General features: G+C 64.9%; 15 protein-coding genes and 2 pseudogenes. 5 read left to right on the plus strand and 12 right to left on the minus strand.

What is annotated here, in order from left to right:
* Window positions 1-10: 10 nt before the first annotated feature.
* The 11 genes and pseudogenes from nuoK to SHTP_RS07335 all read right to left on the minus strand — a co-directional run bounded on the left by nuoK (window position 11) and on the right by SHTP_RS07335 (window position 10443).
* Window positions 11-310: an NADH-quinone oxidoreductase subunit NuoK gene (gene nuoK / locus SHTP_RS07285; protein WP_096370187.1), complete on the minus strand. Its 300-nt coding sequence runs from the start codon at window positions 308-310 to the stop codon at window positions 11-13.
* The gene (locus SHTP_RS07290) at window positions 307-1083 is read right to left on the minus strand and encodes an NADH-quinone oxidoreductase subunit J (protein ID WP_096372367.1); all 777 of its coding nucleotides are present in this window, start codon (window positions 1081-1083) and stop codon (window positions 307-309) included. The genes nuoK and SHTP_RS07290 overlap by 4 nt, the downstream gene beginning before the upstream one ends.
* A gap of 8 nt (window positions 1084-1091) precedes the next feature.
* A pseudogene (nuoI, locus tag SHTP_RS07295) lies at window positions 1092-1655 on the minus strand (NADH-quinone oxidoreductase subunit NuoI); the annotation flags it as partial.
* Window positions 1630-2904 (minus strand): NADH-quinone oxidoreductase subunit NuoH, encoded by a 1275-nt coding sequence (nuoH, locus tag SHTP_RS07300; protein ID WP_011740429.1) that lies wholly within the window; start codon window positions 2902-2904, stop codon window positions 1630-1632. The gene nuoH and the pseudogene nuoI, both read right to left, overlap by 26 nt.
* 49 nt (window positions 2905-2953) lie before the next feature.
* Window positions 2954-5371 (minus strand): NADH-quinone oxidoreductase subunit G, encoded by a 2418-nt coding sequence (locus tag SHTP_RS07305; protein ID WP_096370189.1) that lies wholly within the window; start codon window positions 5369-5371, stop codon window positions 2954-2956.
* Window positions 5368-6714, minus strand: coding sequence for an NADH-quinone oxidoreductase subunit NuoF (gene nuoF, locus SHTP_RS07310; protein WP_096370190.1), 1347 nt, complete (start codon window positions 6712-6714; stop codon window positions 5368-5370). The genes SHTP_RS07305 and nuoF overlap by 4 nt, the downstream gene beginning before the upstream one ends.
* Window positions 6714-7469, minus strand: coding sequence for an NADH-quinone oxidoreductase subunit NuoE (nuoE, locus tag SHTP_RS07315; RefSeq protein ID WP_011740426.1), 756 nt, complete (start codon window positions 7467-7469; stop codon window positions 6714-6716). Before nuoE ends, nuoF begins: the two co-directional genes overlap by 1 nt.
* A complete protein-coding gene (nuoD, locus tag SHTP_RS07320; RefSeq protein ID WP_096370191.1) occupies window positions 7466-8764 on the minus strand; it encodes an NADH dehydrogenase (quinone) subunit D in 1299 nt (432 codons plus the stop codon). Before nuoD ends, nuoE begins: the two co-directional genes overlap by 4 nt.
* A 19-nt stretch (window positions 8765-8783) precedes the next feature.
* Window positions 8784-9500, minus strand: coding sequence for an NADH-quinone oxidoreductase subunit C (locus tag SHTP_RS07325; protein ID WP_012393325.1), 717 nt, complete (start codon window positions 9498-9500; stop codon window positions 8784-8786).
* Window positions 9497-10051: a NuoB/complex I 20 kDa subunit family protein gene (locus SHTP_RS07330; RefSeq protein WP_011740423.1), complete on the minus strand. Its 555-nt coding sequence runs from the start codon at window positions 10049-10051 to the stop codon at window positions 9497-9499. Before SHTP_RS07330 ends, SHTP_RS07325 begins: the two co-directional genes overlap by 4 nt.
* 8 nt (window positions 10052-10059) lie before the next feature.
* Window positions 10060-10443 carry an NADH-quinone oxidoreductase subunit A gene (locus SHTP_RS07335; protein ID WP_011740422.1) on the minus strand — a complete coding sequence of 128 codons (384 nt, stop codon included), beginning with the start codon at window positions 10441-10443 and terminating at the stop codon, window positions 10060-10062.
* A 91-nt stretch (window positions 10444-10534) separates the two neighbouring features.
* On the opposite strand from SHTP_RS07335, the gene SHTP_RS26860 reads away from it, so the two are divergent.
* The 5 genes and pseudogenes from SHTP_RS26860 (at window position 10535) to SHTP_RS07355 (ending at window position 16722) form a co-directional block, all read left to right on the plus strand.
* Window positions 10535-10696: a hypothetical protein gene (locus SHTP_RS26860; protein ID WP_157756286.1), complete on the plus strand. Its 162-nt coding sequence runs from the start codon at window positions 10535-10537 to the stop codon at window positions 10694-10696.
* Window positions 10697-10861: 165 nt separating this feature from the next.
* A complete protein-coding gene (locus SHTP_RS07340; RefSeq protein WP_096370192.1) occupies window positions 10862-12202 on the plus strand; it encodes a PPE family protein in 1341 nt (446 codons plus the stop codon).
* Between the two features lie 227 nt (window positions 12203-12429).
* Entirely contained in the window at window positions 12430-13602 is a 1173-nt protein-coding gene (locus SHTP_RS07345) for an ISAs1-like element IS2404/ISMul1 family transposase (protein ID WP_420872961.1), read from the plus strand.
* Between the two features lie 123 nt (window positions 13603-13725).
* Complete coding sequence (locus SHTP_RS07350) at window positions 13726-14928, plus strand: ISAs1-like element IS2404/ISMul1 family transposase (protein WP_420872962.1); 1203 nt, start codon at window positions 13726-13728, stop codon at window positions 14926-14928.
* 226 nt (window positions 14929-15154) lie between these two features.
* Window positions 15155-16722, plus strand: a pseudogene (locus SHTP_RS07355) (phospholipase C).
* Window positions 16723-16758: 36 nt separating this feature from the next.
* Here SHTP_RS07355 and SHTP_RS07360 read toward each other — a convergent pair.
* The gene (locus SHTP_RS07360; RefSeq protein ID WP_096372368.1) at window positions 16759-17160 is read right to left on the minus strand and encodes an Rv3143 family two-component system response regulator; all 402 of its coding nucleotides are present in this window, start codon (window positions 17158-17160) and stop codon (window positions 16759-16761) included.
* Window positions 17161-17221: the final 61 nt, after the last annotated feature.

A 17221-nucleotide genomic window follows, 5' to 3' on the forward strand; every position in this document is an offset into this window, starting at 1 on the left:
TGTGGCGCTATCAGCCTTTGAGTAGGTTCGCGTCGTCGACCGACGCCGATTTGCGGGTACGGAAAATCGTCATGATGATGGCCAGACCGACGACGACTTCGCAGGCTGCGACCACCATCGTGAAGAACGCGATCATTTGTCCGTCCAGATGCCCGTGCATTCGGGCGAACGTGACAAACGCGAGGTTGACGGCGTTGAGCATCAGCTCGACACACATGAACATGACTATCGCATTGCGGCGCAACAACACCCCGGAGGCGCCCATGGTGAACAGCAGCGCCGAAAGATACAGATAGTTGGCGGGATTCATGACGCACCACCTGTGATGGCCTCGGGCGAAGGCGTCTGGAGTCCATCCGCCCCGCGGGGCTGCAGGATCCCCGGGACCGACAACTCGGAGTAGGAGCCGTCGGGCAGCAGCGCGGCCACATCGACCGCGTTGTGGCGTGCGTAGACGCCGGGGTTCGGCAGCGGTGTGGGGTGACCGCCGGGGCGGAAGCGCCCCTGGGAGAGTTCGCGTTGGGACTTGCGGCGCTCGAAGCGCTCCCGGTGGGCCAGCACCATCGCGCCGATGGCCGCGGTGATCAGCAGTGCGCTGGTCAACTCGAAGGCCCACAGGTAGCGCGAGAAGATCAGCGCCGCCAAGCCCTCGACGTTGCCGTTGGCGTTGGCGGCCGTCAACCCCGCGAAGCCTCCGGCCGCCACATTGCCGATGGCGGCGATCAACAGGACACCGAATCCGACCCCGATCACCAGCGCGGCGACCCGCTGCCCGCGCAGCGTCTCTTTGAGCGACTCCGCGGAGTCCACACCGATGAGCATCAGCACGAACAAGAACAGCATCATCACCGCGCCGGTGTAGACGACGACCTGGACCACCCCCAGGAACAGCGCGTCCTGGATCATGTAGAACACGGCCAAAATGATCATCGTCATCGCCAAGAACATCGCCGAGTACACGGCATTGACGGCCATCACCACCCCGAGCGCGCCGACCAGCGCCAGCGCACCCAGAATCCAGAAGGTCACCGCCTCACCGGTCGAGGTAACGGTGATGGTGTCCGCGGCCAGACTGGAAGCCAGGGTCGAAGTCACCGCGACTCTCCGGTTTTCTGTGTTTCGCGCAAGCCTTCGGCGGTCACGTTGCCCAGGTAGTAGTCCTTGTCGGTGGCGCCGACAGCCCTGGGATGCGGCGGCGCGGTCATCTCGGGCTGCAGCGGGGCCAGCAGCCGGTCCTTCTCATAGATCAGGTCGGCACGGTTGTCGTCGGCCAACTCGTAGTCATTGGTCATGGTCAGCGCCCGGGTCGGACAAGCCTCGATGCACAGACCGCAACCGATGCAGCGCAGGTAGTTGATCTGGTACACCCGGCCGTAGCGTTCACCCGGGGAAAACCGTTGCTCGTCGGTGTTGTCCGCGCCCTCGACGTAGATCGCGTCAGCCGGGCAGGCCCAGGCGCACAACTCGCAACCGATACATTTCTCCAGGCCGTCGGGGTAGCGGTTGAGCTGATGGCGGCCGTGATACCGGGGAGCTACCGGACCCGGCTTCTCCGGGTACTCCTCGGTGACCGTCTTTTTGAACATCGACCCGAAGGTCACGCCGAATCCGGCAATGGAGTCCAGGAATTTAGCCACGGGCGTTCTCCTTGCTCGCACCAACTGGCTGAGCCAGCGGCTTCATGGGCAGCGGCGGCGTCGGGAACAGCGGTTCCAAGGCGCCTTGCTCGTCGGGGCCGGCGGCCGGCTGCTTGCCGCGCCGCCGGGCCTTTGTCACGGCGTTGGGCGTGCTGAACGGTTTTCGTAGCGACATCACCAGGATTGCGGCCACGACGATGCTGCTGACCACCAGCGCCGGTGTCCAGTATTGGTAGCCCTGGTTGCGCAGGGTCCGGATCACCGCCGCGATCAGCACCCACACCAGCGAGACGGGAATCAGCAGCTTCCAGCCCAGCGCCATGAACTGGTCGTAGCGCAGCCGAGGGAGCGTGGCGCGCAGCCAGAAGTACATGAACAAAAATCCCCACACCTTGGCGGTGAACCAAAGCACCGGCCACCAGCCCGCGTTGGCCCCGTGCCACAGGTTCAACGGCCATGGCGCGTGCCAGCCGCCCAGGAACAACGTGGCCGCCAGCGCCGAAACCGTTGTCATGTTGACGTATTCGGCGAGCATGAACATCGCGAACTTCAGCGACGAGTACTCGGTGTGGAAACCGGCCACCAGCTCACCCTCGGCCTCGGGCAGGTCGAAGGGGGCCCGGTTGGTCTCGCCCACCATCGAGATGAGGTAGATCACGAACGACGGCAGCAGCAGGAAGATGTACCAGACGCGATCCTGTGCGGCGATGATCTGCGAGGTCGACATGCTGCCGGCATAGAGGAACACGGCCGCGAACGACAGCCCCATGGCCACCTCGTAGGAGATGACCTGTGCCGTCGAACGCACCCCACCCAGCAGCGGGTAGGTGGATCCGGATGCCCAGCCGCCGAGCACGATGCCGTACACCCCGATCGCCGACAGGCCCAGGATGAACAGCACCGCCACCGGCAGATCGGTCAACTGCAGCGGCGTGCGATGCCCGAACACCGACACCACCGGACCGAACGGGATGAACGCGAACGCGGTGAACGCGGGAATCACCGAGATGATCGGGGCGACAAAGTAAACGAATCGATCGATGCCGCCGGGGGTGATGCTCTCTTTGAGCGCCAGCTTGATTCCGTCGGCCAGGCTTTGCAGCGAGCCCTTGGGCCCCACCCGGTTTGGGCCGGGGCGCAATTGCATCCGGCCCAGCAACTTGCGTTCGGCCAAGATCGCCACCAGCACCGTCAGCATGAGAAACACGAAGATGGCGATCGCCTTGGCGACGACCAGCCACCAGACGTCATGTCCGAAATCGGTCATGGGCGCCACTCCTGTTCATCGCTTCGCTCTGCATCGTCGCTGGTGCGGGTCATGAGCCGGCGCCGATTCGTACGACGCTGCCGATCCCCGCGCCCAGCTGGCGATACACCGCCGAACCAGGCGAGTTGAGGGGCAGCCACACCACCCGTTCGGGCATGTCAGTGATGTTCAGCGGCAAGGTGATCGAGCCACGTGACGAGCTGACGGTCACCGCGTCGCCGTAGGCGGCGCCGATCTCGGCGGCAGTTTCTGCCGCCAGACGCACCACCGGTGGGCGTGCGGTGCCGGACAGATGGGGTTCGCCGTCCTGCAACCGCCCCGCGTCGAGCAGCATCCGCCAGCCCGTCAGGATGGCCTCACCCGCCGCGGGTTGGGCCGCACCGGCGGCAGTGACATGGGGGCTGGCGGCGTGCTTGCCATCCCAGTTGCCCAGCGCCGCGAGCTCTTCGCGCGCCGACTCGACCGACGACATCCCTAGATAGACGCCCATCTCATCGGCCAGCGCGTCGAGGACCCGGTGATCTGACTGGCCGGCTTGCTGGGTGCTGCCCCGCAGCGACGGTTCGAATTCCCGGTAGCGGCCCTCCCAGTTGACGAACGCTCCGGACTTCTGCGTGGTCGGCGCGACCGGGAACACCACGTCGGCGCGCTCGGTGACGGGGCTGTGCCGCAGTTCCAGGCTGACCACGAACCCGGCGGCGTCCAGCGCGGCCAGCACCGCGTCAGGGTCCGCGAAGTCGTCGGGCTCCAAGCCTCCCACCAGGAGGGTGTCCAGGTCCCCGTCGGTGGCGGCGGCCAGGATGCCGGCCGCGTCACGTCCAGGGGCGGTCGGCAAGTCGGAAACGTGCCACGCCGCACGAACCTGCGAGCGGGCGGTGTCATCGGCCAGCGGACGGCCGCCGGGCAGCAGTGTGGGCAGCGCGCCGGCTTCCAGCGCGCCACGTTCCCCGGCCCGCCGTGGTACCCAGGCCAGCCGGGCGCCGGTGCTGTCGGCCAACCGTGCCGCGGCGGACAATCCACCGGGCACCGTGGCCATGCGCTCGCCGACCATGATGACCGCGCCCGGCGTCGCCAGCAGGTCACCTAGCTCGCCGGTGGCCAGGGCGTCCAGCGCCGCGGGCTCGGCGCCGGGAGTGGTCTTGATCAGCCGGCCCGACATCTTCTGCAGGCCGCGGGTGGCGAACGGGGCGAGAGCGTAAACGGGAAGACCGTTTTTGCGCGCCGCCTTACGCAGCCGCAAGAACACGATCGGCGACTCGTCTTCCGGCTCGAACCCGACCAGCAACACCACCGGCGCGGATTCCAGGTCGGCGTAGCTGACGGTTACTGGCCGTCCCGCGATACGTGCGGCCAGGAAGTCGGCCTCCTCGGCCGAGTGCGGCCGGGCCCGGAAGTCGATGTCATTGCTGTCCAGGGCGATTCGCGCGAACTTGGCGTAGGCGTAGGCATCCTCCCAGGTGGCCCGGCCGCCGACCAGCACACCGGTGCGGCCGCGGGCTTCCTGCAGGCCCCGGGCCGCTGCCACGATGGCGTGCGACCACGATGCCGGGACCAGGTTGCCGTCGGTGTCGCGGATCAGGGGAGTGGTGATGACGTCCGGCTGGGTCGCGTAGGTGAACGCCCAGCGGCCCTTGTCGCAGTTCCACTCTTCGTTGACTTCAGGGTCATCACCGGCGAGCCGGCGCAGCACTTTGCCGCGGCGATGGTCGGTGCGTTGCGCACACCCCGATGCGCAGTGCTCGCAGACGCTGGGGCTCGAGACCAGATCGAATGGGCGCGCCCGGAACCGGTAGGCGGTCCCGGTCAGCGCACCCACCGGGCAGATCTGCACGGTGTTGCTCGAGAAGTAGGAGTCGAACGGTTCGTCGGCATAGATGCCGACTTGCTGCAGGGCGCCGCGCTCCTGCATGTCGATGAACGGGTCCCCGGCAATCTGGTTGGAGAACCGGGTGCACCGGGCGCACAGGATGCAGCGTTCGCGGTCCAGCAACACCTGCGCGGAGATGTTGATCGGCTTGGCGAAGGTGCGCTTGACGTCGGTGAACCGCGACTCGGGCTGCCCGTTGGACATGGCCTGGTTCTGCAGCGGGCATTCACCACCCTTGTCGCACATCGGGCAGTCCAAGGGGTGGTTGATCAGCAGCAATTCCATCACGCCGTGCTGTGCCTTGTCGGCGGCCTCGGACGTGAGCTGGGTGCGAACCACCATATCGTCGGTGGCGACGGTGGTGCACGACGCCAACGGCTTGCGCTGCCCCTCCACCTCGACCAGGCATTGCCGACACGCGCCGACCGGCTCGAGCAGCGGGTGATCACAGAACCGTGGGATCTGTATACCCATGAGCTCGGCGGCCCGAATAACCAAAGTTCCTTTGGGAACGCTGATTTCGGCACCGTCGATAGTCAGCGTCACCAGCTCCGGCTGGCTCACCCCGTCGCCGGTCTTGGTATTGGCCGCACTTGTCATTGTGGCCCAGTCCCTTTCGCGGTATTCCGGCCTGCTGTGAGCATGGAGTCCCGGGGATCGAAGGGGCAACCGCCCTGTTCGACGTGGGCGATGTACTCGTCTTGGAAGTGCTTGATCGAGGACATCACCGGGCTGGCAGCTCCGTCACCCAGGGCGCAGAACGACTTTCCCAAGATGGAATCCGAGATGTCGAGCAACTTGTCGATATCCTCGAGGGTGCCCTTGCCCGTTTCGAGGCGCGCGTAGATCTTGTCCAGCCAGAACGTGCCTTCTCGGCACGGGGTGCATTTGCCGCATGATTCGTGCTTGTAGAACTCGGTCCAGCGCCGCACCGCACGGACCACACAGGTGGTCTCGTCGAAGATCTCCAACGCTTTGGTGCCCAGCATGGACCCCACGCCGCCGACGCCCTCGTAGTCCAGCGGCACATCGAGGTGCTCGTCGGTGAGCAATGGGGTCGACGATCCGCCCGGCGTCCAGAACTTCAGTTGGTGCCCGGCCCGTATCCCGCCGGCGTAGTCGAGCAATTCGCGCAGGGTAATCCCCAGCGGGGCCTCGTACTGTCCGGGCCGGGTGACATGGCCGGACAGCGAATACAGGGTGAAGCCGGGCGACTTCTCGCTGCCCATCGAGCGGAACCAGTCGACGCCGTTGAGGATGATGGTCGGGACGCTGGCGATCGTTTCGACGTTGTTGATCACCGTCGGGCAGCCGTAGAGCCCGGCAACCGCGGGGAAGGGGGGCCGCAGGCGTGGCTGACCGCGCCGGCCCTCGAGCGAATCCAGCAGCGCGGTCTCCTCGCCGCAGATGTAGGCACCCGCGCCGGCGTGGACCACCAGTTCCAGATCGAATCCGGAGCCATTGATGTTGCGGCCCAACAGGCCCGCGGCGTATGCCTCGGCCACCGCGTTCTGCAGGCGGCGCAACACCGGCAGCACCTCGCCACGCACGTAGATGAACGCGTGGCTGGCCCGGATCGCGTAGGCGGCGATGATGACGCCCTCGACGAGCACGTGCGGTGTGGCCAGCATCAGCGGAATGTCTTTGCACGTGCCGGGTTCGGACTCGTCGGCGTTGACCACCAAATAGTGGGGCTTGGCCGCGGGACCGGCATCGCCCTGCGGAATGAACGACCACTTGGTGCCGGTGGAGAAGCCGGCGCCGCCGCGTCCGCGCAGACCCGAGTCCTTCACCGTCCCGATCACCGCGTCGGGCCCCATGGCCAGGGCCTTCTCCAACGCCCGGTACCCGTCGTGGCGACGGTAGGTGGCCAGCGTCCACGACTCGGGGTCGTCCCAGTAACGACTGATGACCGGCGTCAAAGGTGTTGCCTGGGAAGTCATCACTGCCCTCCAGGTGCCGGCGGTGCCTGCATGTCGTTGTCTTGCGCCACCCGCAGTCCGGCTAATGTCGCGGCTCCCGCACCGCCCTGGCCCTGGTCGGGCCGGGTGTCGGGCAAGCCGGCCAGAATGCGCGATGTCTGGCGGAAGCCGCACAGCGGAGCGCCCCGGGTAGGCGCGATCGGTTCGCCCGAGCGCAGCGAGTCAACGAGTTCGCGCGCCGATTCCGGTGTCTGGTTGTCAAAGAATTCCCAGTTGACCATCACCACCGGCGCGTAGTCGCAGGCCGCGTTGCATTCGATGTGCCCCAAGGTGACCGAGCCATCGGAGGTGGTCTCGTCGTTGCCGACGCCGAGGTGGTCTTTGAGGGTCTCAAAGATTGCGTCGCCGCCCATCACCGCGCACAGGGTGTTGGTGCAGACGCCGACCAGGTATTCGCCGGTCGGCCCACGGCGATACATGGTGTAGAAGCTGGCCACCGCCGAAACCTCGGCTCCGGTCAGGCCCAACTGATTTGCGCAGAACTGCAGGCCCGCGGGGGTCAGGTAGGAGTCCTCGCCCTGCACCAGGTGCAGCAACGGCAGCAGCGCGGAGCGCTGGTCGGGATAGCGGCCGATGATCTCCTTGGCTTCGATCTCCAGTCGTGCCAGCGCATCCGGCGGGTAGGCCTGCGGGGCGCCCTCAACCGTGAATTGGTTGGGCTCCTCGGGTGGCGGTCCGAGCCGGACGAATACCGGCTGACTCTGTGGCGCGTTCACCGATCCACCCCTCCCATCACGGGATCGATGCTGGCGACCGCGGTAATCAAGTCGGCAACCATCCCGCCTTCGGACATTGCTGCAACCGCTTGCAGGTTGGTGAATGAGGGGTCGCGGTAGTGCACGCGGTAGGGGCGGGTGCCGCCATCGCTGACCATGTGCACGCCGAGCTCGCCGCGCGGTGATTCCACGGCCACATACACCTGACCGGCCGGCACCCGGATCCCCTCGGTGACCAGCTTGAAGTGGTGGATCAGGGCTTCCATCGAACTACCCATGATCTTGGCGATGTGTTCGGGTGAGTTGCCCATGCCGTCGGGCCCCACCTTCAAATCGGCCGGCCACGCCAGTTTGCGGTCCTCGATCATGGTCGGCCCGGGCCGCAGCCTGTCCAGACACTGCTCGACGATCTTGATCGATTCCCACATCTCTTTGACACGAATCATGTAGCGGCCGTAGGCATCGCAACCGTCAGCGGTGATCACGTCGAACTCGTAGTTCTCATAGCCGCAATAGGGCTCGCTCTTGCGCAGATCGTGGGGCAGCCCCGTGGATCGCAGGATCGGGCCGGTGATGCCCAGGGCCATGCATCCGGCCAGATCCAGGTAGCCGACGTCCTGGGTGCGCGCCTTCCAGATGGCGTTTTCGTTGAGCAGATCCCCCATCTCGCGCAGCGGCTGGCGAAGATCCGCAATGGCTTTGGCGATCTCGGTAGGCCCATCCGGTGGCAGGTCCTGTGCCACACCGCCGGGCCGGATGTAGGCGCTGTTCATCCGCAGGCCGGTGATCGACTCGAACAGGCTGAGAATGATCTCGCGGGCCCGGAAACCGACAAACATCGGTGTCATGGCACCCAATTCCATGCCGCCGGTGGCCAATGCGACGAAGTGCGAGGAGATCCGGTTGAGCTCCATCATCATCACCCGGATGACGTTGACCCGCTCGGGAATCTCGTCGGTGATGCCCAGGAGTTTCTCGACACCCAGACAGTAGGCGGTCTCGTTGAAGAACGGCGACAGGTAGTCCATCCGGGTCACGAAGGTGACGCCCTGAGTCCAGTACCGGTATTCGAGGTTCTTCTCGATTCCGGTGTGCAGGTAGCCGATTCCGCACCGGGCCTCGGTGACGGTTTCACCCTCGATCTCGAGGATCAGCCGAAGCACCCCATGGGTGGAAGGGTGCTGGGGCCCCATGTTGACGACGATGCGTTCCCCGGGGTCGGCGCCGCGGGCGGCCTCGACGATCTCGTTCCAGTCCTGTCCGCCCGCGACCAGCACGGTTTCGGTGTCGGTCATTTCTCTTCTTGTTTCGTCATCAGTTGTAACCCCTTCGCTCGTCGGGCGGGGGTATCTGCGCGCCCTTGTATTCGACCGGGATGCCGCCGAGTGGATAGTCCTTGCGCTGTGGGTGCCCCTGCCAGTCGTCAGGCATCTCGATTCGCGTCAGCGAGGGATGCCCGTCGAAGATGATGCCGAAGAAGTCGTATGTCTCGCGCTCGTGCCAATCGTTGGTCGGGTAGACGGCGTATAGCGACGGGATATGCGGATCGCTGTCGGGGGCAGACACTTCCAGCCGCAGGCGACGGTTGTGGGTGATCGATTGCAGCGGGTAAACCGCGTGTAGTTCGCGGCCGGTCTCATGCGGGTAGTGCACCCCGTTGACTCCCAGGCACAGCTCAAAGCGCAATTCCGGCTCGTCGCGGAGGGACTGTGCGACTCGCAGTAGGGCCTCGCGGCGAACGTGCAGGGTCAACTCGTTGCGATAGACCACGACTTTCTCTATGGCATCCTCGAATTCGACGCCGTCGCGGTTCAGCGCCTCGGCCAAGCGATCGGCGATCTCGTCGAAGTAGAAGCCGTACGGGCGGGGGCTACTGCCCGGCAGCACGATCTCGCGCACCAGTCGCCCGTATCCGGAGGTGTCGCCGGTGCCTTTGACGCCGAACATGCCGCGACGCACGTCGACCACTTCTTCATTGGAGGAGCCGGTTTGGCCCGCTGCGTCTGATGGGTTCTGGTCTGGCGAGCTCATCGCAGCAATCCACGCATCTCGATAGTGGGCCTGGCCAACATCGCCGCCTCTTCGGCTTCGGCGATGGCGCGTTCCCGGTTGACGCCCAGCGGCATTTCCTGAATCTTCTCGTGCAGCTTGAGGATTGCGTGCAACAGCATTTCCGGACGGGGTGGACAGCCGGGCAGGTAGATGTCGACCGGAACAACGTGGTCCACGCCTTGCACGATCGCGTAGTTGTTGAACATCCCGCCCGACGATGCGCACACGCCCATGGCCAGAACCCATTTCGGCTCGGCCATCTGGTCGTAGATCTGGCGCAGCACCGGCGCCATCTTCTGGCTGACCCGCCCCGCCACAATCATCAGGTCCGCTTGGCGTGGCGTCGCCGAAAACCGCTCCATCCCAAACCGGGCGATGTCGAACCTCGGCCCCGCGGTTGCCATCATCTCGATTGCGCAGCATGCCAGCCCGAACGTTGCCGGCCACAGTGAGTTCTTGCGGACATAGCCCGCTACTTTCTCGACTGTCGACAACAGGATTCCGCCGGGTAGCTGTTCTTCCAGTCCCACGACCTACCTCAATCCCACGTCAGGCCCCCGCGGCGCCACACGTATGCGTACGCCACGAACACCGTGAGCATGAATATCGCCATCTCAACTAGAGCAAACGTCCCCAGCGCATCGAAGCTGACCGCCCATGGATAGAGGAACACGATTTCGATGTCGAAGACGATAAACAACATTGCGGTCAGGTAATACTTCACCGGGAACCGCTGCCCGCTCGCCGTTTCGCGGCCGCTGGCCCCGGCTTGCGCCTCGGTGGGTTCGATTCCGCATTCGTAGGCGGCAAGTTTCGACCGGTTGAAGCGGGTCGGTCCGACCAGGCTTGCGATCACAACCGAGACCACGGCGAAGCCGGCGGCGAGCGTCGCCAGTACCAGGATGGGTATGTAAGCGTTCAAGTCGCTCCATGATCCGTCGTACGGGCCGCCAACACGGCGGCCGGGCAGCTGACTGGGCTGCTGTGACGGACCGGGCGCGTGGACCGTCACAGTGACCTTCAACATAGTCGCGCTTCGGCGGGGCTACATGCCGGGGGTCAACCTGGTGGACATCCCCAGGATGCGCGGCCGCGTCGCGCCTGGCTTGCTGGTCACGGTGATGAGCGGCCAGGGTCAGCGCGGGGTCGCGGCATCGGCGATTGCCGCCGATTGACGTAGCTGGTTGCCGTCGAGTGCCGGTGCGGATTCCTATGAAAGTCAGGTAAACCGTCGGATAACTGGCACCACTTGTTGCTAATGTTTGCTGCTGGCGGGTTGTCGCTGGGGAGTTCGCGAAAGGCAGTGCAATACTGCCCCGCGATCTGGGAGGATTGATGCCGTGAGTTTCTTTGTGCTGCCACCGGAGATCAATTCTCTGCGAATGTTTATTGGTGCTGGCACAGCGCCGATGCTGGAGGCGGCCGCGGCCTGGCAGGGGCTTGCCGAGGAGCTGAGCACCGCGGCGCAATCGTTTGCTTCGGTGACCGCAGGGTTGGCGGGTCAGGCCTGGCAGGGTTCGGCGGCGATGGCGATGGCCTCGGCGGCGGCGCCGTACGCGGGCTGGTTGGCCGCGGCCGCGGCGCAATCGGCTGGAGCGGCGGGCAACGCCCGGGCCGTGGCAAGCATGTTCGAGGCGGCGCAGGCCGCAACGGTGCTTCCGACATCGATATCGGCCAACCGCAATGCATTCGTGCAGCTGGTGATGTCGAATCTGTTCGGTCAGAACGCACCGGCGATAGCGGCTGCCGAGTCCATCTACGAAGAGATGTGGGCCGCCGACGTTGCGGCGATGTCCGGGTACTACTCCGGGGTGTCGGCGGTGGCGGCGCAAGTGGTGCCGTGGCAATCCGTGCTGAAGGGCTTGCCGGGGCTTGCCTCCGGCCTGGCGGGCGGCGCCGGTGCCGGTAGTGGTTTTGCCGGCGGGTCCGGGATGGTGGGCGGCGCCGCTGGGAGCCCTGGGAGCCAAGGTGGCGCGGGTGCGGGCAGCGACACCGCCGGCGCCAATGCTGGTGGTGACGCCAGCTCCAGCGTTGTTGCTGGTGGCGGTGCCGGAGGTGCCGGTTTGGTTGGTGCGGGCGGTTACGCCAGTGGTGGGGGCGGCGCAGATTCCGGTGCGATGGGGGCCCCGGGCGGTGCCGTCGATGGCGCGAGTAGCGGTGTCGGCGGTGGCGGTGGCGGAATGGCCGCCAGTGCCGGCGCGGCGACTCCCGGGATGGGAGCCATGGCCATGCCGATCGCTGGCATGGCTGCCGCCCGCGCCGCGATGGCGGCCGGTGGTGGTCAATCCGGGCCGGTGAACGCCGGCCCGCCGGTCCGAGAGACCGCCCCCGCGGCTCCAGAACCCGAGGCAGCGGCTCCGGCGCCGGAGGAAGTCGAAGCGCCGGTACCGCAAATGGCGGTTTTGCCGACGGCGGATCCCGGCATTGCCGCGGCGGCCGCACCGGGATCGAAGTCTCAGGCAACGCGGGCCACCGGTACTACCGGAATTCCCGCGTCGCCGCTGCGTTCTTCGCCGGCCGGAACGGAATCGAAGCGGTCGGCGCCAACGCAGGATCAACAAGATGGTGCCGAACAGACAGCTGCCGAGGACACCGTGGTGCCGTTGCGGCCGGAGGCGGTGGCCGGGGAATTGCGCTCTCGCGTGCAGGAACCGTCCGGCATTCAAATGCGGGGTGGCTGAGAAGCCGGCGCCCGAGCGCGCTCACCCGCGAAAGCCCGTCCTCCGGGCTTTGCGCAAACTTTAACTGTCGGCCGGGTGGCATGACAGGGCTCCGGCGTTGTTGATTAGCAGGCTTGTGAGCTGGGTTGATGATCTTTGGTGCCGCGCTATTGGGGCCGGAGTGTAGGCACGGGCTATCTGGAGAACGATCGAGTTGGTTACTGTTCGTCGTTGGTCTGGAGTTGCCCGTGCCTACCGTTTCAGTATTGCCTGTGTCGTCGGTTCCAGAGGTGTTCGACCGCTGGAGTCCTGGTGAGCGCAGCGAGCTCATCGGATCGGAGTTTCTCGATGTGTTGGCCTCGGTGCCAGACCCGAGGGACCCACGCGGTCGGAGGTATTCGCTGATGGCTTTGTTGGCGATCGCGGTTCTGGCCACTGCCGCGGGGATGCGCGGCTATGCTGGTTTTGCCACATGGGCGGCCACCGCTCCCGATGATGTGTTGGCCCAATTAGGGGTCCGGTTCCGGCGGCCCAGTGAGAAGACCTTCCGCGCTGTTTTGTCTCGGCTAGACCCCGCCGACCTCAACGCCAGGATGGGCAGTTACTTCACTGCACACGTGGCCAGCAGCGACCCCAGTGGATTGGTGCCGATCGCGTTGGACGGCAAGATGCTGCGTGGTGCTTTACGCGCCAAAGCGACAGCCACGCATCTCGTGTCGGTGTTCGCCCACCGTGCCCGATTGGTGCTCGGTCAACTCGCTGTCGCCGAGAAAAGCAATGAAATTCCCTGCGTACGTGCCCTGCTCACGCTGCTGCCGGGTAGCTTGCGGTGGCTGGTCACCGTGGATGCGATGCATACCCAGGTCGTCACCGCGAAGTTGATCTGCGCCACCTTGAAGTCGCACTACCTGATGATCGTCAAGTCCAACCAAGCCAAAATACTTGCGCGTATCACCGCGCTGCCCTGGGCCGAGGTGCCCGCAGCCGCTACCGACGACTCCCGCGGCCACGGCTGTGTCGAGACCCGCACCCTGCAAATCATCACCGCTGCACGAGGAATCGGCTTCCCCTACGCAAAACAAATCATCCGGATCACTCGTGAACGCTTGATCACCGCCACCGACCAGCGCAGCGTGGAGGTGGTCTATGCCATCTGCAGCCTGCCGTTCGAGCACGCCCGCCCTACCGCGATCATGACCTGGATGCGTCAACACTGGGGAATCGAGAACAGCCTGCACTGGATACGCGACGTCACCTTCGACGAAGACCGTCAAAGGGCACATACCGGAAACGGCGCACAGGTCCTAGCAACGTTACGCAACACCGCGATCAATCTGCACCGCCTCAACGGCGTCGACAACATCGCCGAAGCCTGCCGGATCACCGCTTTGACCGCCAACCCAGGGCTCCGGCGTTGTTGATTAGCAGGCTTGTGAGCTGGGTTGATGATCTTTGGTGCCGCGCTATTGGGGCCGGAGTGTAGGCACGGGCTATCTGGAGAACGATCGAGTTGGTTACTGTTCGTCGTTGGTCTGGAGTTGCCCGTGCCTACCGTTTCAGTATTGCCTGTGTCGTCGGTTCCAGAGGTGTTCGACCGCTGGAGTCCTGGTGAGCGCAGCGAGCTCATCGGATCGGAGTTTCTCGATGTGTTGGCCTCGGTGCCAGACCCGAGGGGCCCACGCGGTCGGAGGTATTCGCTGATGGCTTTGTTGGCGATCGCGGTTCTGGCCACTGCCGCGGGGATGCGCGGCTATGCTGGTTTTGCCACATGGGCGGCCACCGCTCCCGATGATGTGTTGGCCCAATTAGGGGTCCGGTTCCGGCGGCCCAGTGAGAAGACCTTCCGCGCTGTTTTGTCTCGGCTAGACCCCGCCGACCTCAACGCCAGGATGGGCAGTTACTTCACTGCACACGTGGCCAGCAGCGACCCCAGTGGATTGGTGCCGATCGCGTTGGACGGCAAGATGCTGCGTGGTGCTTTACGCGCCAAAGCGACAGCCACGCATCTCGTGTCGGTGTTCGCCCACCGTGCCCGATTGGTGCTCGGTCAACTCGCTGTCGCCGAGAAAAGCAATGAAATTCCCTGCGTACGTGCCCTGCTCACGCTGCTGCCGGGTAGCTTGCGGTGGCTGGTCACCGTGGATGCGATGCATACCCAGGTCGTCACCGCGAAGTTGATCTGCGCCACCTTGAAGTCGCACTACCTGATGATCGTCAAGTCCAACCAAGCCAAAATACTTGCGCGTATCACCGCGCTGCCCTGGGCCGAGGTGCCCGCAGCCGCTACCGACGACTCCCGCGGCCACGGCCGTGTCGAGACCCGCACCCTGCAAATCATCACCGCTGCACGAGGAATCGGCTTCCCCTACGCAAAACAAATCATCCGGATCACTCGTGAACGCTTGATCACCGCCACCGACCAGCGCAGCGTGAAGGTGGTCTATGCCATCTGCAGCCTGCCGTTCGAGCACGCCCGCCCTACCGCGATCATGACCTGGATGCGTCAACACTGGGGAATCGAGAACAGCCTGCACTGGATACGCGACGTCACCTTCGACGAAGACCGTCAAAGGGCACATACCGGAAACGGCGCACAGGTCCTAGCAACGCTACGCAACACCGCGATCAATCTGCACCGCCTCAACGGCGCCGACAACATCGCCGAAGCCTGCCGGATCACCGCTTTGACCGCCAACCGCCGCCTAGACCTCCTCAATCCACAATTCCCCAGCTCACAAGCCTGCTAATCAACAACGCCGGAGCCCTGACCGCCAACCGCCGCCTAGACCTCCTCAATCCACAATTCCCCAGCTCACAAGCCTGCTAATCAACAACGCCGGAGCCCTGGGGTGGCTACTCGGTAAACAAATTCGTGCACTGCGACACGTGACTATGTCGCTGCGGCGCTTTATGCCCGCGTTCCCCTAACTTGACGTGAAATACGTGGGAGGGGAGATGAACAAACTCGGCGGTATGTCGCGTCGCAAGGTTTTGGCCAAAGCCGCTGCTGACGGCGCTGGAGCGCTAATGTCCTTCGCTGGACCGGTGATAGAAAAAGCTTACGGGGCCGGGCCCTGCTCCGGTCACTTGAGCGACATAGAACACTTTGTGTTTTTCCTGATGGAAAACCGGTTCTTCGATCATTATTTCGGCACACTTTCGGCCACCGACGGTTTCGACAGCGGCTCACCACTTTTCCAGCAGAAAGGCTGGAACCCGCAGGCCCAGACAATTGACCCCGCGGGCATCACGATGCCCTACCGCTTCGACACCACGCGGGGACCGTTCGTCGACGGCGAATGCCTCAGCGACCCCGATCATTCCTGGGAAGCGATGCACAAGTCCTGGAACGGCGGGGCTAACGACAACTGGTTGCCGGCGCAGGTCGGCCACAGTCCGGTGCCCAACGGCGGCAACGTCCCGGTGACGATGGGCTATCTCACCCGCAAAGACATCCCGATCCACTACCTGCTCGCGGACACGTTCACGGTGTGCGATCGGTACTTTTCCTCGGTGCTCGGTCCCACCCTGCCCAACCGGCTGTACTGGTTGAGCGCCAGCCTCGGTGCCGACGGCACCCAGGGTGGCCCGCAGCTGACCAGCCCTCCGACCGACCCGATCGGCCGGTTCAGTTGGACCACGATGCCGGAGAATCTCAGCGCCGGGGGCATCAGCTGGAAGCTGTATCGAAACAAGACCCTGGGGCCGGTCCTCAACCAGTACTTCAACTACACCTACGACGACATAGTGATGTTCTTCAAGCAAGCGCAGGACCCGCGCTCAGAGTTGGCTCGCTTCGGAATGGCCCCCACCTACCCCTTCGAATTCATGGCCGACGTCAAGGCCAATAGGCTGCCGCAGGTTTCCTGGGTGGTCCCCAACACCCCTCAATCCGAACACCCCGCCTTCCCGCCGGCCGTCGGAGCCGTCGCCATCGTGAACCTGCTCAGGATCTTGCTATCCAATCCGGCGGTATGGGAGAAGACGGCGCTGATCGTCGGTTACGACGAAAATGGCGGCTTTTTCGATCACGTCGTTCCGCCTACCGCGCCGGAGGGAATTCCCAGCGAATACCTCACCGTGCCGGACATCAATTCGGTCTCGGGGGCCGGTGGCATACGCGGGCCGATCGGCTTGGGCTATCGCGTCCCCGGCATTGTCATCTCGCCGTTTAGCCGCGGCGGCTTGATGGTCCACGACGTGCTCGACCACACCTCGCAGCTGAAGTTGATCAGCAAGCGGTTTTCGGTACCGATCCCCAATCTCACCCCCTGGCGCGACAGCACGGTGGGCGACATGACCTCGGCATTCAACTTCGCCGTCCCGCCCAACCCGTCGCGGCCCAGCCTGAGTCATCCGGGATTGGCCGCCCTGCCCAAGCTGCCGCAGTGCATTCCCAACGTGTGGTTGGGCACGGTGGGGTGAACCCGAATCCCTACACCGGCTCCCCGCAGGGAAATCCCTATCGGGTGCCGTTCCCACAGTCCCTGCCGTCGCAGGAAACCACCCCCGCCCGCGGGATCCCCAGCGGGCCTTGCTGACCGGTCGGCCACACCGGGCCGGACCAAGCGCTTGGGCTACAGCGCGGGCGCGCGGAGCAGACCCAGCACCGTTCGGCCCAGCACAATCGGGTCGATGGGGTGAGGCACCGCGGCCTCGGCCCGCGACCAGCTGGCCAGCCAGGCGTCGTCGGGGCGGCCGGTGAGCACCACCAGCGGCGGGCAGTTATCCAGTTCGTCCTTGAGCTGCTTGGTGATTCCCATGCCCCCGGTGGGTGTCGCCTCACCATCGAGAATGGCCAGGTCGATGCCGCCTTCGTCCATTCGCCGCAAAACCATGGGGCCCGTCGCCACCTCGACGTAGGTCAGCGCGGGCAAGTCCGGATGTAGCCGTTTGCCCAGCGCCCGCACTACCTGTTCGCGGGTCTGGACATTGTCGCTGTAGACGAGGATCCGCAGGTCTTCGCTGGAGTCGGCCACGGTGCAGATGCTACTGGTCTCCGGTTGCCCGGCGCCGGGTGGCACCACGGCAAGTGTGCTG

The organism is Mycobacterium ulcerans subsp. shinshuense, from assembly GCF_002355775.1.
Classification (GTDB): domain Bacteria; phylum Actinomycetota; class Actinomycetes; order Mycobacteriales; family Mycobacteriaceae; genus Mycobacterium; species Mycobacterium marinum.

Bases quoted from the DNA above. Each gene is read 5' to 3' on its own strand.
- SHTP_RS07325 (WP_012393325.1), bottom strand. From the start codon at position 9,500: ATGAGCTCGCCAGACCAGAACCCATCAGACGCAGCGGGCCAAACCGGC.
- nuoK (WP_096370187.1), bottom strand. From the start codon at position 310: ATGAATCCCGCCAACTATCTGTATCTTTCGGCGCTGCTGTTCACCATG.
- SHTP_RS07305 (WP_096370189.1), bottom strand. From the start codon at position 5,371: ATGACAAGTGCGGCCAATACCAAGACCGGCGACGGGGTGAGCCAGCCG.
- nuoD (WP_096370191.1), bottom strand. From the start codon at position 8,764: ATGACCGACACCGAAACCGTGCTGGTCGCGGGCGGACAGGACTGGAAC.
- nuoF (WP_096370190.1), bottom strand. From the start codon at position 6,714: ATGACTTCCCAGGCAACACCTTTGACGCCGGTCATCAGTCGTTACTGG.
- nuoH (WP_011740429.1), bottom strand. From the start codon at position 2,904: ATGACCGATTTCGGACATGACGTCTGGTGGCTGGTCGTCGCCAAGGCG.